Source organism: Ruegeria sp. HKCCA6707 (assembly GCF_013033515.1).
In the GTDB taxonomy this organism is placed as follows: domain Bacteria; phylum Pseudomonadota; class Alphaproteobacteria; order Rhodobacterales; family Rhodobacteraceae; genus Ruegeria.
The window spans coordinates 1-15226 of sequence record NZ_WQEG01000004.1; the positions used below are offsets into that span (position 1 = coordinate 1).

A 15226-nucleotide genomic window follows, 5' to 3' on the forward strand; every position below is an offset into this window, starting at 1 on the left:
GGCGGTCTCAATGGATCGCCGCAACACTTCACTTTGAGAGCAAAGATGGAGTGTTGGAATGGCTTATCGACGTCGGATTTATTTTACGGACCAACAAAAGGCGGAAATCTGGGATCGCTGGCAACGCGGAGAGTCGATGAGCTCGATCGGTCGGTTGTTCGATCGGAACTCATCGTCAATCTATCCGCTACTGGCACGGACAGGTGGTATCCGCCCGCCTGAGAGGCGGCGCTCGCGATTGGCAATGACGCTGGCGGAACGCGAAGAGATCTCTCGGGGCCTGAAAGCCAAGCTGTCGTTTCGTTCCATTGCGCGTCAGCTTCGTCGAGCGCCTTCAACAATCAGCCGGGAGGTGCGTCGCAATGGCGGTCGACGCGTCTATCGCGCGGCCAGCGCAGACCTGGCGGCCTGGGATCGGGCCAAGCGGCCAAAGCCTTGCAAGCTGGCGGGGCAGCCGCAGCTCTGTCAGACAATAGCAGAGAAACTCGTGCGCAAGTGGTCACCTCAGCAAATTGCAGGTTGGTTGAAGCGCGAGCATCCCAACGACGAAGGCGCGCGCGTGTCCCACGAGACGATCTATAGAAGCTTGTTTATCCAGGCCCGCGGTGTGTTGAAGAAAGAGCTGCTGGCCCATCTGCGCGCAACACGAGCCATCCGTCGATCCCGTCATGCGAGCCTGAAGCGCGATGGGCTTGGTCAAATCAAGGATGCAATCTCGATCCGGGAACGTCCGGCCGCCGTCGAGGACCGCGCCATCCCTGGCCACTGGGAAGGCGATCTCATAGCGGGTTCAAAGAACAGCTTCATCGCGACGTTGGTGGAACGGCGCACCCGCTATGTCATGCTTGCCAAGGTAGGCGGGAAAGAAACGCAGACTGTCGTGGCTGCACTTACCGCACAGGTCCAGCATTTGCCCAGAGAACTTCGCCAGACGCTGACATGGGACCGAGGCAAGGAACTGGCCGATCACAAGAGCCTGACCTTGGCGACCGATCTCGACATCTACTTCTGCGATCCCCACAGCCCGTGGCAACGCGGCACCAACGAGAACACCAACCGTCTCCTACGCCAGTACTTCCCGAAAGGCACGGACCTCTCCGTGCACACCCAAGAGCATCTCGATACCGTCGCCCGCGAACTCAACGAAAGACCCAGAAAGACCTTGAATTACTTCTCACCCGCAGAGAAGTTCCAAGAGTGTGTTGCGGCGATCAGTTGAATCGGCAGGACTAAGCAGCTGTTCGCACCCAAGCACCTAATGACGACGTTAAGCCCCTTTGCAGCCACTGAATTGATGCCCGGCATCCGGCGCGAGGGCGGCATCCGGACATTCTTTGCAGACGCAAATTGGAGAGCCTTCCTTTCTGCTAAAGCGGTCCTGCAACCGTTTTTTTGGCTATGAGGCCTAAGACCACCCTAAAGTTCTACCCCAAACCCATCGCCACCAAGGGCAATAACATACCCGACATGGCTATCGACACACCCATCGGATAGCTGGCTTTTGGTCGCAATGCGAGCCAGCGGCATTCCGGAAATCCAATTATCGAGCGGGTTGTGATCACAAACAGCATGCCCACGACCATGGACAGGGTGAAAGTATAGAAGAACAGCAAAAGAAAGTAGCTGGGCACAAACAATATCAGCGCGGCGATTGCCTTTACGTCGCCTCCACCCCACAGGCGCAGCGTGAAACCAATAAAACCAACGACAAATACGCCGACGCCGAAGACCGCGCGGTATAACGTCTCGTGGAAGGATAGAAACACGGGCGTGGAGAGGACAAAAGCGGCGAGCATAGTCAGCACCAGCCTATTGGATATCTTGAGGTTCTTCAGGTCATTCCATGCCATTGCAGCCAAAAGCGGGGTGATGACGATCAAAGGGACGAACTGCGCGACTTCAGGCGACATTTTTGCTACTCGCAGTCGGCGATTGGCGCTTGACCATCGGGGTCAACAAATCATGGATCAATTCGGCTTGAGAGGATGTTTCTGTTTTGACGTAGATATTGCGAAGATGCGTACGCAGTGTCGAAATTGAAATCGACAACTCGGACAACAAGGCGTTGTTGTTCAGTCCCCGCGCCAGTAACAGGCAAACCCGATACTCCGAGCGACTCAGCCGACAAGGGTTGTCCATAGACAAAATGCTTTTTGGTTCTTTCTTGATAAGCTTTCGGCGTGTGTTCTTCAGCTTCGCTTCGGAAAACCGACCAAGAGATCTTTTCTTCCAGCAATCCGACAGAACAGGGCCCAGAACGCTCAGAATATCTACCAGAGCCGAAGAGATGGGGTGGTTAAAATGCAATTCCAGAAAGTCGGCGACACCATTTTGTCTTTCCAGCAAAATGGATACGGACTCGTAAAATCTGCGGAACTCATAGAACTCTGACAGATGTTCGTATTCGGAAAGGTCATCGAGCTTGCCGAACCAAGCCGACCCGAGTTTGGCCCGGCTCATGTTGTCGCCGCAGATCGCAGGCGCGATGCAGAAGTCGAAGCCGCTGAAACTGTCCGGCGTCTTGTGATTGGCGTCGTAGCTCAGCACTTTTGCCGAATTCTGATTGCCTTGCAGGTCGACCCGGCTGATTGCAACCACTTCGGCATCAATCGCGCGAGCCGTTTCACGCAATGCGTTTAGCAATGGGACTTTCCCCTGAGAGGCCTGGCAAAGGACCGCTACGACTTTAAGAAGTTCTGAAGTCGGTGCCATTGCATCTGGCGCGAAACGATGCGCCGAAAACATACCATTCATACCGTTTAACATTGACCGAAACCCGATCAACCCTTTCGACAAGCGCCCCCACCCGTCGATTGTGTCTCGATTTTTTTGTGTGGCCGGACTCCACTTAACTGCTTAAAAGTTTAGCCATATCAGCCTAAGTCGAGCAAAAAAGTTCCGCGACAAGAGCTCTGTTTGTTCTCATTTTGGAAACACGGCCTGTTTGAATACGTTATTGCAGTGGAACCGAGCACGAATTCTAAGCCCCAAAGCCCCGGAAGTATCGAATCATCGAAGGTGCGGCGGTGATGATTATCAGCGTCGGCAGCATCAGTGCAGCCAGAACGGCCGACATCTTTACTGGTAACTGATTTGCCAGCTCCTGCGCCCTGGTTTCGCGGGAATCCCGCATTTCCGATGCATAGGTGGTCAGGGCTTCGGACATGCTCGTTCCGTAGCGAATGGATTGCTGGACGACTGTGGCAAATGACTGGATTTCATCAACCCCTGTACGCCGCGCCATGTCAGACAGCGCGGTTGCGCGGGGGCGCCCAGCCTGAATCTCGTGTTGTGTATTCAGAAACTCAAATGCCAGATCAGGGGAGGCCAGCGCGAGTTCGTTTCCGACCCGGGTCATAGCTGCATCAAAGCCCAAACCGGAGTGAAGCGAAATCTGCAACAAGTCGAGGGCATTTGGAAACGCGTCGCGGATACGCTGCTGACGTTCCTTACGGCGATGCTTCAGCCAGGCTGCTGGCAGGAAATATCCGACGGCCGTCAGCACACCGATAAGCTGTATGGCGTTGGCTTTGCTGATGGATTCAAAAACGCCTGTAATCGCACTGGGAACGGGAATGCCAGGAGTTCTTGAGGCAACAATAAGCAGACCTAGAATCATCGGCACGAAAATCCCAAGCCATACTCGCGTCAGCGCATAGATCCGCAGGGCATTCCGGCCGGTCAGCCCGGCCTGAATAAGCTGCTCCTCGATCTTGCGCCGCTCAGACTCTTTGCTCGGCAGCGCTGCTTTAAAAAGGCCTTTTGGGGTAGCAATGGTTTCCCGCAACAGTCCACGATCATTGCGGGCTCCATATCTTTGGGCACGCAGATTGGCGATGCGGACAGCCGCAGGATGGCGGCGGCTTAGTGCCGAGGTTACGGCAACGAATACCAGCAACACGCCAACGCCAAAGATGGTCAGCAGAATTGTTTCGGCTGGAAGACCGAAACGCAACGACATGATTTCCAGCATATGTTCCATGAAACTGCCCTCAGATACGGAAATTGACGAGTTTGTGCAGGATGATTACGTTCGAGACCATCAGAACGACAACCAGCACAGCAAGTTTGATGAATGCGGGATCGTCGCTGATATCGGTGTAATATCCCGGTGCGTTGATCGACATTACCCCCATGATCACCAGCGGAATGATCGACAGAAGAAACCCGGACAGGCGCCCTTCTGCGGAAATAGCCTTTATCCGCGCACGCAATGCAATGCGCCGTCTGACCACGGCGGCCAGAACAGACACGATCCGCTCCAGATCGCCACCTGTGCCGTGTTGGATTGCCATGCTTGCCGCCAGGTATTGTGCATCTTCCGAACCGACTCGGTCAGCAAAGTCCTGAACCGCGTCGGGCAATTCGTCGCCAAAACTGATCTGGTCGAAAATGATGCCGAACTCGGTCCCGATAGGGTCTTGCATCTCGTCCGCAACGGCTTTGATCGAGGTGTTGACCGGGTGGCCAATTTTCAGGCCTCGCGCCATTAGCTCTAGCGCATCGGGCAACTGACTGGTCAAAGCTTTTTGGCGTTCAGTCTGTCGCGATTTCACCACCAAAGCAGGCATAAGCACACCTATGATGAGTGCGATCGGGGCCGCCTGCCAGGGCGGCAGAAACATCATACCGACGGTTGCGATCGCCAAGGTGCCAAACAGGCAAAGCAGCACAAAATTCTTAGCTGAAACATGCAGTCCCGCCTGAACTAGTGTATCCGGCAAGTTCCCAAAAAACGGGATCTTCGCAAAAAACCCTGTCTGGGTCTCGGGAAGCAGCAAGGCGAGCCGATCTTCATCAGTAACGCCTTGCCGGACCATGCGCATTCGTCGGTTGCGGGCCTCGGCGTGGTTTTCACCGCGACGGGCAAAGTGGAACACACCGGTAATCAGCATGAACATTCCGACGAAGACGCAAGCCAGCGTCAGATAGTTAAGAAGTTCGGCTGTGTTAATACTGGTCATGCTTCAGCCTCCTGATACTCGGAAAGTCTCGGGTTCGAGATCGACGCCAGCAGCGGTGAGCATGTCATAGCATTTCGGGCGAATCCCGGTGGGAACAAACCGACCAAGTACCTCGCCGCTTTCCGCGCGGCCTTCCTTCTGGAACACGAAGATGTCTTGCATCGTGATGATCTCACCTTCCATCCCGGTTATTTCCGAAATGCTGGTGACGCGGCGCGACCCATCCGCCAACCGCGACAGATGCACAATAAAGTGCAGCCCCGACGCGATCTGGGATCGAATGGCTGCGGCGGGAAATTCGATACCCGTCATCGTGACCATCTGCTCCAAGCGGCCCAATGAATCGCGTGCCGAGTTCGCATGTACAGTCGTCATCGAGCCGTCATGCCCCGTATTCATGGCCTGAAGCATGTCGAAGGTCTCCGCTCCGCGAACCTCACCGACAATAATCCTGTCGGGGCGCATACGCAGCGCGTTGCGCACCAGATCACGCTGAATGACCTGGCCGTCGCCAGACGGAGATGGCGGGCGTGTTTCCAGTCGCACAACGTGCTCCTGCTGGAGTTGCAGCTCTGCTGCGTCTTCAATGGTGACAACACGCTCGCCATGGTCGATATACGAAGACAGGGCGTTCAACATCGTTGTCTTCCCCGACCCCGTCCCGCCGGCGATCAGAACGTTCAGGCGCGCGTATACCAGCGCTTGCAGGAACCGCGCGGCGGCATCGTTCAGAGCCCCACTTGCGACCAGCTTTTCCATCGTCAGTTTTGACTGCGCGAATTTACGGATTGAAACGCTGGGGCCATCAATCGAACAGGGGCGGATGATTGCGTTGACACGGCTGCCATCTTCCAGCCGGGCATCCACCCAAGGCTGCCGTTCATCGACACGCCGCCCGATCTTGCTGACGATCTTGTCGATAACCCGCAGCAGGTGCTTTTCATCGCGGAACCGCACCGGCACGCGTTCCAGTAGACCCGAGCGTTCGACATAGACCGTCTGATAACCGTTAACCAGAATGTCATTGATCGTTGGATCGGCCAGCAACGGCTCCAATGGGCCAAAACCCAGAATTTCGTCCAGAAGTTCTTCGACGATGCGGTTGAAGTCTTCGGTATTCAGCGGCCTGCCAGTTTGGGACAGAGCACCTCCAACGACCCCGGCGACTTCGCGCCGTAGCACGTCCTTTTCCACCTTTTCTATCACGGAAAGGTTCAACCGTTCCAGCAAAGCCGCGTGCAACGTGCTTTTTAGCTCAAGCCAGTCTGCGAGTTCGGTATCTTCCGTTGTAGTGTCTGGCTGAATGTCCTTGGCCATTTGATCAGCATGCTGGTTCAGCTGAATGACTTCGGCCTCATTGGTTCGCCCGGCGCGTGTAAACTTTTCAAACATCCCTTTGACTCCAATTAGGCTGCGTTGTTTTTGAGGTCGGTTTTGCTGACCATGGCTTCATTCATGATTTTCCGACCCATTGTGCGGATCGCCTTGGACAAGGCAGAGCTGCCTGAGGCCTGCGATAGCAGTTGACCCCGATCCAGCGCCTGCTTTGCGTGGCGCGCGTCGCTTGGCAGCCAAAAGCCCAATTCGCGTTCCAGCGCTTTTTGGGCCTCGACATGTTGGCTTGACCGGAATGTCGGTTTTGTTTCCTGGCTTATGACGATCTCAACCGGAGGTTCGAGCCGCTCTTTTGAGAAGAATTCAATCAAACGGCAGGCTTGACGCACCGAAGAGACCGAGCTGTCGCCCACCATCAGCATCCGGTCGGACGCGGTCACAACTGCGCCCAGCCAATCGACCAGTAAACGAGGCAGATCGATGACGACAAAGTCGAATTCCAGTCGCAGAGTCTCGATCAACGCGCTGACCTGTTCGCGTGTCAGAACATCCAGAGGAATGAATTCCTCGGGCGCGCTCAGGACTTCCAAACCGGACGCATGTTGAACCAGAGATTGCTGAAGGAACGTCCGGTCCGGCATGACCCCATCCTGGGCCATTCTCAAAAGCCCGGAAGAAGGCTGCAAGTCCAATGACGTCGCGACCGTGCCGAATTGCAAATCCAGATCTACGACGGCGACCTTGTTTCGCGTCTTTTTCCGGAAGATGCCGGAATACCCCTGCAACTGGTCGGCCAGGTTGATGGACAACGTCGACGCACCGATGCCACCACGGGCCGGGCATACGCTGATGATCTGTCCCAGCCGCTGCGGTTGCGGCGAGTAAATGGTCGGCAGCAAAGACTTGTCGACCGTCAGACGTTGAATCTGTTCGGCCAGTTCGTCCTGCCCGATGGGATAGGGCAGAATCTCATCCACACCCGATTTGTTCAGCGCACGCGCTTCGGTCAATGAGATGTCACCGTCGCTAAGTGCCAACAAGGTACCGCGCGAACCGGCGCTGCGACGAAGATCGCTGACAGTTTCCAGATCCAATTCGCCTGAAAAGCTGAACACCAGCAGGTCATTGTTACCCATCAGATCACAGGCGCGACCGTTTACCGAAGACAAGGTCCCGGAATGTGTCTCTAGCGAAAGATCGTCGAACCGGTCGACGGCCTGGGCGACTGAATTCTTAATCGCCTCATTGTCAGAGATTAGGGCTAATGATTTTTGCGTCATTCTTCAGCTCCCATGATTAGAAATTCAACCGTTGACTCCGCTGGCGAGGTCCTCACCAGGAAGGGTTGCGCTAAAGTCGGAAAATATTTTGAAGCCCGTTGTCGCGGAGGTCAGCGCATCGGTTTGTGGCGTTGAGCCGCCCAAAACCAGCGCTGCGATCGAACCCAACGGAGAGACGAACCGGAATGGAAGTTCTTCGATTGTCACCGTGACCATCGGTACATAAGGGCCACCCAGGAAATTCATTTCCGGGTCGAACTCGTAAGTGAACGTGACGTTGCTTTCGTCAAAAGTTGCGGTGGGATCGTTGGGAACGGCAAACTGAAGCATGTTCCAGATGTCGGTCACGGTGGTCTGCGCCGCTGCATTCGCGGGCGCCGCTCCGGTGCATACGGTTGCGACCGGTTCAACACAAACGCCCGATGCGAAACTGCAATTGGTTCCGAAGCGCGGGCCGGTGATATCGGTATAGGTGCCGCGGCTGTTGGTTGTTGGAACACCGCCACATGCGGGTGGCATCACTGCAGCCATCCGAGCGGCGACCTGTGCCGTTTTTTCAGCAGCCACGTAGTGGAAGGCCAATCTGCCGAAGTCTATTAGGCCCAGGAAAATCAAAAGGAACAACGGCAGGACAAAGGCAAGCTCAGTGATCGTCGACCCATCTTCCTGACGGCCAAGTCGCGACATTTCGCGGGTTATCTTGTGAATGCGGCGGGTCATGGTCCAAACACCCGGCTGCGATCTGTGATCGTGGTTTGGATCTGCGTCGCTGTCGAGCCTCCGACCAGTTGGAACAGGGGCGTGAATGGCAGATTTGAAATCGTCAGTGACGCGGTCAGTACGGCTACCGGTGTGGGCGAAACGCGGTATTCACCTGCGTTGCCAACGCATTCGAGGGACAGAGAGTCTAGACCTACGGCAATGTCGGTGGTCGAAAGTGAAGTCAAAGTGTTTGATACAGCGGCTTGAAAATCGCCGATAGCAGCGCTTGGCGAAGCAGTGCACAGGTCCGACGGGGCGATCCGGCCAACATAACGGGCAGTGTCCCGAACCCCCGTGATCGCATTTTGATAGGACCAGAAAATCCGTCCCCCTTCGACGATCAGGGCAAATGTCACTAACAGGATCGGCAAAAGGATCGCGAATTCGACCAACGCCGCGCCGGACTGGTCATTGCGGAACCGGTTGAGGGTCATTCTGATATGACGGGATGCACCAAACATGATCATTACTCGTAAAGCTGAACCAGATCGTGAACGATGCCGCCGACTCCGGCTCCGCCAACGCCGTCCGATACGGTCTGAATGACTTCACCATAGATGACCGCGTTGGCACCGGTGCTGCCGGATTCAGAGGGGCGGATCAGAAACATCTCTATGAAACTGGTGACCGGAATCGTACCCGATCCGCCGTTAAGCTCGTCTGCAAACGTTGCGCAATCGATACCGGCGACGGTGATGACGCGGCGCGTAGGATCAGCACGACCGGTAGAAGGGGGTTGGCATGAAGGCATGCTGCTTTCAGCTTTACCACCGGCGTTCAGGATAGCTTCCAGAGCGACCTGGTTGGTGACCTCAGCATTGTAGATGTCATAGCGGGTGCCACCAGTCGGGAACCATGACGGGATACCGGTTGGGACAGGGCCGCTGAAATCTGCGCCATAGTTGATCGTCAGGTATTCGTTAAGACCAGCAGTGAAAACGCCGTTGCCGATACGAGGCGTCGGGCAAGTGCCGCTGGCAAAACAATCGTCAAGCGGTAGCCCAACGGTCGCGGCCGGATCAAGGATCCCGTTAGCATCATAAGTGGGCGACTGCTGGCTGGTGCAGTTGTTTCCGTTACCTGCTGTGATCCAACCGTCCAGGACATGCGGAGAAGAAGCGAAATTGTCGACGTCGTAGCGCGCGCCGTTGCTGAACTGTTTGGCACTGGAATCAAACCGGTCGAAACGTGTGTTAAAGCCAGCCACCATGTTGCCCACGCTCAGACCCGGTCTGGTTTCAACACCTCTTTGGCTGAAGCACATGGAAACAGCGCGCGATGCGGCCAGAGCACAAGAATCTTCCTGACCGTTTGGTGCTGGTTCGCAGGCACCAGACGCGTCGATGGCCAGAGTCTGATTAGAAGACAGAAAACCAAAGTTTCCGGGACCCCAATGGCCATTGCCGCCCTGACTTACCATCCGAACCAACTGGCCTTCGGTCAGATCGAGGCTAGGTTGCGGCAGGCAAATGAACATAGGGGTGATGTCGCAGGCCATCAGGGTGAACCCTGCCACAGCCTCGGCATTGACGCTCGAGAAGGGCTGCGCATTGCCCAACAAAGCCGCCGCTGCCGCCGCGAGCGGAGTACCGACCTCGTGCGTATCGACGGTCACCCGAACGAATGCAGCTTTCGGTCCGCTGGCCGGATCGGTCGAATCCAGCAGTTGCGCGGGTTGGGCGGGATCAGTCGCAGTTGTCGGCGGGTTTTCGTAAAACCGCAGCTGGTAATCCGTAGCGCCTGACAACAGCTGATCCTTGTTCCGAACGCCAAAGCTTTGACGGTCGCGGATCATGTTTGCAGCCGCATTTGTGGCGCGGGTGATTGAATCCGGGCGAGCATCGAGTTCCCCCGCAGCCGCAAGGGCAACATTGTCCGCAAAGCTCTGCAATTCCGACTGAGTGGTGGTCACCCGACCAATGTCGAATGCAAGGGCGGCCATTCCGATCATGACCGACAGGGCCACCGCGACAAAGACCAGGATCGCGCCGTCTTCGGAGCTACGGAATTGACGTATGAATTGCGCGAGGGACACGGTCGAAACCTTCCTTGGTCGATTCAGTTGATGACGGATTCTGTCACTTCGGTGCCGCGGCGGACCCGGATTATCGTTTTGCGCACCGGTTCTTTGATGTCCTGCGCAACAACCGGTTCATCAATCAGAAGATCGTTCAGCCGCGTCATGGTCAGCGCCTTGTCTTCTGTGTCATCAATGGACCGCAAGGTCAGGCTCAGCCGACCGGCACGTTGCGCCAGAGCAAGGCGCTGTACTTGATCCGGGGTAACAGCAACAGTGACCGTGCGCGCAACAACGGGTTGGTCGGTCTGTTCGTCAGATTCCTGATCAACACCAATGACTCTAATGTTTTGCAAAATGGTGACAGCGTGCATGTCTCTTTTTTCGCCAGTGGTCATTACCACATCGACCCGATCACCCGGGGTGACAAAGCCTCCGACGGCGGTTTCGGCATCAACTTCAATGGCCATGGCGCGATGATCTGCACCCAGCGTCTGAACGATGGTGACCTTTTCACCAAAGTCGGAAACCTTGTTGTTCAGGATCAGTTCACCCTGAGCAATTGCGCGACGGGCGCGACGGGACGGCATGCTGGCCGCTGCAATCAGGTCGTCGTAATCTGTAAAGACGCCCACGGGTAAAGCACCACGGGGCCAGTCAATGGTCGTCAGCGCGCCGGGCTCGATTTCTTCGCCAAACGAAATATCGCGCGATGCAACGACCACGCTCACCATCTCGCTCTCGGCCTCGACATTTGCGGACTGTGTATCGAATTGAATGTAATCCCGAGCGACGTAAACGGACCCTCCGGCTACGACAAGGCCCGTCAATGCTGTGAAAATGGCAGAGAGTCTCATCTGGTGCTCCTTCAGCTATTTCCTGGCGTTTATCGAATGAACCGATCTGAGCGGTTGCACTTTGCCAGCGGATCAAGAAAAAATTCGGGGACGATAAGCACGCGGGGCTGAGCGCACCGCGTGCTTTGTCTTCGGTCAGTTCATTACATCAGGGTTTCAGCGTCTGTGAACTGAGCGTTAACGTCGTTGCCCAAAGCAGTCAGGGTAGCAACTGCAATCGCCGTGACGATTGTCAGAGCGACGCCATATTCCACAATGGTCGCGCCGTTTTCGTCACGTGCCATGGTCTTCATCATTACATAAAGCTTCAACATCATACTCTCCTAGTTAACTCACTAGTTACTCGTGGATGCCGCCCAAATTTGCGGCGTTCTAACCCCCTCCATACCGACGGAGCCTTCCACAAGGTTAGGTCCCGCGATCAGGACGCCGCATCCTCCAAACCACGGAGAAATACACGCTTAGATTGAAAGATTTGGCGGTTTGGTCGATTCTTTGTCATGAAATCGCCTGATTCCTTACCGGAATCCTAATGCCTAGAATCGTGATTCTCTCCCAACTGACGGGTCGCCAATTCTGGAGCCAAGCTGCTTTGCTGCACAAATGGGCTGAAGGATTCACCTCATGAATGCAGCATGATAGCTAAGAGATTCGACCAGTTGGGCCCGGACGAAGTAGAAGACCGGGTACTGGCCTTCGTGCAATGCCGCATTGAAAACACGAGGATTGCTCTCGATCTGGTTTGATCCAGAGGTGGATTGGACACCGCTACCTTAAGGCAAGCGCGATCGTCGCCACAGTTTCAGCGAATCCGCATTCCAAGCGTGTTTGACCCTGAAGGTTTTGTCGGGTTGCCGCTGAGGCAAAACACGGGCTTCGTGGGTAGTCACCTGCGGCTGAATGGCTTGGACTGTGCTGTGCCTGATTTCAGTACCCTGTGCCGCCGTCAAAGAACGCTGAAGGTGAATCTTCCGTATCGTGGCGGGCAGCGGCCCGCTGCATCTTCTGATCTACTCAGCGCCTCACTATTTTCTCTTGCGGCTCGCAGATGTGCGTGTGAAAGACAATCTTTTTGATCGGCAGCCCGAAGTTGATGCGACACGGTCCGACCTCGCTCACCTTTCGAACCTTGCGCGGTCTACGAATGCATTGCATCTCGGTCAACTCAAAGAAGCAGGTTTCATCTCTCGGGCCTGAGGGAGTTTCAAGCTTCTAAAGCCACGCGAGATGCGAATGTCATTGAACGTTGGAGCTGACGCGGTTTCATGCCTCTTTCTATCCGGACGCATTGGGTCTGCAGTCGGCTTTTCAAAGTCTGCTTGCCCCCGCGTTGCGGTCATTGGGGTATCGCGCAGCATTGGCCAATCTGGGCTCCAAGCAGACACTCACGTGCAAATCGTGTTCTACGCAGATAGATCTCTGCCGTGGGCACCTATTGCTTCTCAGTCCCCCAGTTTGGCATGAATTTCGTCCAGGTCGATTTCGCCGATCGGCAATTTGTTCGCCGGGTTTTCGAAATCGTATTTGAACAGTTCGAAATCCGGTTTGTAGATCTCGTAGACCAGATGCATGGACAGATCGTCAAAGAAATCCTCAACCGGATGTGCGCGTTTTGGCCCATGACCTTCGGATTCGTTGAAGCGCGGCACATCTGACAAGGTGATTGTATGCTCGGTCTGCACCTGATCCAAAACGCCCTGCATGCCGTCGTTGAACTTTTCAGTCCAAAAGATCCGGTCATAACGCCCGCCATTCACGATCAGCGTCGAGACATGGCCCGACATGGCCGACCAATGAATGTCGGGATCCATCGGGCGGCGCCACCGTATCGTATCGCGCGCAAACAGAAGGAACCGACGAAAGCTGGCGATCTGGTCGAACTCTCCCTTGCCGTCATCCCCGCCAACCTCAATCCCATAGTTATAGATCAGGCTGGGCACGAGATTGCCCCGGTATCGCTTGCCGTTGCGCTGAATGCCGCAAATCTTGTCGAAGAACGAACTCAGGATCCGCGTGTAGGGATTGCGCACACAGGTAAATGTGTAGGAGCTATGCCCACGGACATTCTCGGCAATCGGGGATTTGCTGTTCTCAAAGGACCACTTGTGCAGCCCCTCTGATGCATCGTGGATGTCGCCGTCGAAAAAGACACCATGATCCGAATAGTACATGATCTGACCAATGGTCGAGCAGGCGCATTTGGGCACCACACGGTAGACCATGCTTTGACTTTCGGTCATCCATGTCCCGGGAAACCCCATTAACTGCGCCTCCTTATGCCAACGGATCTCAGTCCGACACTTGGCCTATACACACAAAAAATCAAAAATATTCTGTTTATTCAATCGCTCATCCTCAGTATCACGGGTGCAAACGGGCAGAAACGGAAATAGCGCAAACCAATGGCAAAAATTGCCTTTATCTTGTTATGCCACAAAGACCCCGACGCTATCATTGCTCAGGCTCAGCAACTGACGGCGGTGGGGGACTGCATCTCCATCCATTTCGATGTGCGCGCATCCGCCAAAGATTATCAACGCATCCGCGACGCATTGCGTGAAAACCCGAATGTTGCGTTTGCGGCCAAACGGATCAAATGCGGCTGGGGCGCGTGGTCTTTGGTACAAGCCACGCTTCATGCCATAGATGCGGCAACCGAAGCGTTCCCCCGGGCCACGCATTTCTACATGTTGTCCGGCGATTGCATGGCCATCAAGACGGCAGAATATACGCATGATTTTCTGGACCGGCACGATCTCGACTTTATCGAAAGCCACGACTTTTTCAAAAGCAACTGGATCAAGACCGGAATGAAGGAAGACCGGCTGATCTATCGCCACTATTTCAACGAACGAACGCAGGCGGGCCGGTTTTACGCCAGCTATGAGGCACAAAAGAAACTGGGCCTGACACGTGAAATACCCGGTGATTTGAAAGTGATGATTGGCAGCCAATGGTGGTGTCTGCGGCGCCGAACAATCGAGATGATCCAAAAGCTGCTGCGCGAACGCCGCGATATCATCCGCTTTTTCTCGACCACCTGGATACCGGACGAGACGTTTTTTCAAACCCTGGTCCGCCATCTGGTTCCGAAACAGGAGATCGAGAACCGCACGCTGACGTTCCTGATGTTTTCCGACTATGGTATGCCGGTTACGTTCTACAACGATCACTACGATTTACTGCTCAGCCAGGACTATCTGTTCGCCCGAAAGATCAGTCCTGAAGCACGCGAGATGAAAGAACGGTTGGGCCAGCTTTACGCGCAGGAAGGGGTCAGTTTTCAGATCTCGAACGAAGGGCGAAATCTACACGCCTTTCTTACCGGTCGCGGCAGGGTTGGGCGGCGCTTTGGCCAACGGTTCTGGGAAGCGAACAACACACTCGGGCCCGAACGGGATCTGTATCTTGTAGTTTGCAAGAAGTGGCACGTCGCCAAACGGCTGGTCGATCAGATCGCTTCGGAAACCAACATTCCCTGTATCGAATACCTTTTCAACGAAGAGGAAACGCCCCTCCCCGATCTGGGCGGGATCGAGACCACTCTGTTGAAACGCTCGCGGCATCGGCGCGCCGTTGTGCGTATGCTGTTTGAGAATTTCAAGTCTGATCAACTGGTGATTTGCCTCGATCCCGCCAATCTGGACGTCATTCAGGACTTTTGTGCCGACCAGGTCCGCACCCATATCCTCGAGGTTGAATGCAGCTATTCCGATGACTACCTGACCGGGCATGCCCGAAGGGTCGGCCTGACCGGTGAAAACAGCCGGCCCGAAACGGTGGCCCACCTGCTGCCGACACTGCGCAACGATATCGCATACGAATCCGAATTGATCCGGCGAGCCGAGTTTGACGGCTATTTGCGCCTGCGCGAAACCGCGAACCGCGCCGAGAATGAACGCGCGGTTGCTAGATTTCTGGGCCTGCCATCTGACACAGCGCAGGCCATCATGCGCCTGGATTATCTGTTTGCCGACTAAGGCCCGACCACGTCCAAATCGGTCGGGCCAT

At 55.3% G+C, this 15226-nt stretch carries 14 protein-coding genes and 1 pseudogene; 3 read left to right on the forward strand and 12 right to left on the reverse strand.

Features of this window, described 5'->3' with window-relative positions; translation table 11 throughout:
• Window positions 1-58: 58 nt before the first annotated feature.
• On the forward strand, window positions 59-1219 hold the full coding sequence (locus GOW40_RS10930) for an IS30 family transposase (protein ID WP_171133943.1): 1161 nt from the start codon (window positions 59-61) through the stop codon (window positions 1217-1219).
• A 205-nt stretch (window positions 1220-1424) separates the two neighbouring features.
• Here GOW40_RS10930 and GOW40_RS10935 read toward each other — a convergent pair whose 3' ends face one another.
• The 11 genes from GOW40_RS10935 to GOW40_RS10985 form a co-directional block, all read right to left on the reverse strand.
• A complete protein-coding gene (locus tag GOW40_RS10935; RefSeq protein ID WP_171132325.1) occupies window positions 1425-1910 on the reverse strand; it encodes a prepilin peptidase in 486 nt (161 codons plus the stop codon).
• Window positions 1900-2784, reverse strand: a complete 885-nt coding sequence (locus tag GOW40_RS10940; RefSeq protein WP_171136618.1) for a LuxR family transcriptional regulator — start codon at window positions 2782-2784, stop codon at window positions 1900-1902. The genes GOW40_RS10935 and GOW40_RS10940 overlap by 11 nt, the downstream gene beginning before the upstream one ends.
• A gap of 196 nt (window positions 2785-2980) precedes the next feature.
• Window positions 2981-3982 carry a type II secretion system F family protein gene (locus tag GOW40_RS10945; RefSeq protein ID WP_171230963.1) on the reverse strand — a complete coding sequence of 334 codons (1002 nt, stop codon included), beginning with the start codon at window positions 3980-3982 and terminating at the stop codon, window positions 2981-2983.
• 10 nt (window positions 3983-3992) lie between these two features.
• Window positions 3993-4964, reverse strand: a complete 972-nt coding sequence (locus GOW40_RS10950; protein WP_171132331.1) for a type II secretion system F family protein — start codon at window positions 4962-4964, stop codon at window positions 3993-3995.
• A 3-nt stretch (window positions 4965-4967) separates the two neighbouring features.
• Window positions 4968-6356: a CpaF family protein gene (locus GOW40_RS10955; RefSeq protein WP_171230964.1), complete on the reverse strand. Its 1389-nt coding sequence runs from the start codon at window positions 6354-6356 to the stop codon at window positions 4968-4970.
• Window positions 6357-6370: 14 nt separating this feature from the next.
• The gene (locus GOW40_RS10960) at window positions 6371-7579 is read right to left on the reverse strand and encodes an AAA family ATPase (protein ID WP_171132333.1); all 1209 of its coding nucleotides are present in this window, start codon (window positions 7577-7579) and stop codon (window positions 6371-6373) included.
• 24 nt (window positions 7580-7603) lie between these two features.
• Entirely contained in the window at window positions 7604-8299 is a 696-nt protein-coding gene (locus GOW40_RS10965) for a TadE/TadG family type IV pilus assembly protein (RefSeq protein ID WP_171132335.1), read from the reverse strand.
• Window positions 8296-8775, reverse strand: a complete 480-nt coding sequence (locus GOW40_RS10970; RefSeq protein ID WP_217352282.1) for a TadE/TadG family type IV pilus assembly protein — start codon at window positions 8773-8775, stop codon at window positions 8296-8298. The genes GOW40_RS10965 and GOW40_RS10970 overlap by 4 nt, the downstream gene beginning before the upstream one ends.
• Window positions 8776-8807: 32 nt before the next feature.
• Window positions 8808-10376, reverse strand: coding sequence for a Tad domain-containing protein (locus GOW40_RS10975; RefSeq protein WP_171136621.1), 1569 nt, complete (start codon window positions 10374-10376; stop codon window positions 8808-8810).
• A gap of 23 nt (window positions 10377-10399) precedes the next feature.
• Window positions 10400-11215 carry a Flp pilus assembly protein CpaB gene (gene cpaB / locus GOW40_RS10980; protein ID WP_171097744.1) on the reverse strand — a complete coding sequence of 272 codons (816 nt, stop codon included), beginning with the start codon at window positions 11213-11215 and terminating at the stop codon, window positions 10400-10402.
• Window positions 11216-11358: 143 nt separating this feature from the next.
• Window positions 11359-11529 (reverse strand): Flp family type IVb pilin, encoded by a 171-nt coding sequence (locus GOW40_RS10985; protein ID WP_171097742.1) that lies wholly within the window; start codon window positions 11527-11529, stop codon window positions 11359-11361.
• A 397-nt stretch (window positions 11530-11926) separates the two neighbouring features.
• On the opposite strand from GOW40_RS10985, the pseudogene GOW40_RS22185 reads away from it, so the two are divergent.
• Window positions 11927-12232: pseudogene (locus GOW40_RS22185) on the forward strand (transposase); the annotation flags it as partial.
• A 425-nt stretch (window positions 12233-12657) separates the two neighbouring features.
• Here GOW40_RS22185 and GOW40_RS10995 read toward each other — a convergent pair.
• On the reverse strand, window positions 12658-13476 hold the full coding sequence (locus tag GOW40_RS10995; protein WP_171132341.1) for a sulfotransferase family protein: 819 nt from the start codon (window positions 13474-13476) through the stop codon (window positions 12658-12660).
• Window positions 13477-13617: 141 nt separating this feature from the next.
• Between GOW40_RS10995 and GOW40_RS11000 the strand changes: the two genes are divergently transcribed.
• On the forward strand, window positions 13618-15195 hold the full coding sequence (locus GOW40_RS11000) for a DUF5928 domain-containing protein (RefSeq protein WP_171136622.1): 1578 nt from the start codon (window positions 13618-13620) through the stop codon (window positions 15193-15195).
• Window positions 15196-15226 lie beyond the last annotated feature (31 nt).

What these genes read in the sequence shown, in the direction of transcription:
- GOW40_RS10930 (WP_171133943.1), top strand. Translation starts at nt 59, where the DNA reads ATGGCTTATCGACGTCGGATTTATTTTACGGACCAACAAAAGGCGGAA.
- cpaB (WP_171097744.1), bottom strand. Translation starts at nt 11,215, where the DNA reads ATGAGACTCTCTGCCATTTTCACAGCATTGACGGGCCTTGTCGTAGCC.
- GOW40_RS10965 (WP_171132335.1), bottom strand. Translation starts at nt 8,299, where the DNA reads ATGACCCGCCGCATTCACAAGATAACCCGCGAAATGTCGCGACTTGGC.
- GOW40_RS10935 (WP_171132325.1), bottom strand. Translation starts at nt 1,910, where the DNA reads ATGTCGCCTGAAGTCGCGCAGTTCGTCCCTTTGATCGTCATCACCCCG.
- GOW40_RS10970 (WP_217352282.1), bottom strand. Translation starts at nt 8,775, where the DNA reads ATGACCCTCAACCGGTTCCGCAATGACCAGTCCGGCGCGGCGTTGGTC.
- GOW40_RS10985 (WP_171097742.1), bottom strand. Translation starts at nt 11,529, where the DNA reads ATGTTGAAGCTTTATGTAATGATGAAGACCATGGCACGTGACGAAAAC.
- GOW40_RS10950 (WP_171132331.1), bottom strand. Translation starts at nt 4,964, where the DNA reads ATGACCAGTATTAACACAGCCGAACTTCTTAACTATCTGACGCTGGCT.
- GOW40_RS10995 (WP_171132341.1), bottom strand. Translation starts at nt 13,476, where the DNA reads ATGGGGTTTCCCGGGACATGGATGACCGAAAGTCAAAGCATGGTCTAC.
- GOW40_RS10960 (WP_171132333.1), bottom strand. Translation starts at nt 7,579, where the DNA reads ATGACGCAAAAATCATTAGCCCTAATCTCTGACAATGAGGCGATTAAG.
- GOW40_RS11000 (WP_171136622.1), top strand. Translation starts at nt 13,618, where the DNA reads ATGGCAAAAATTGCCTTTATCTTGTTATGCCACAAAGACCCCGACGCT.
- GOW40_RS10955 (WP_171230964.1), bottom strand. Translation starts at nt 6,356, where the DNA reads ATGTTTGAAAAGTTTACACGCGCCGGGCGAACCAATGAGGCCGAAGTC.
- GOW40_RS10945 (WP_171230963.1), bottom strand. Translation starts at nt 3,982, where the DNA reads ATGGAACATATGCTGGAAATCATGTCGTTGCGTTTCGGTCTTCCAGCC.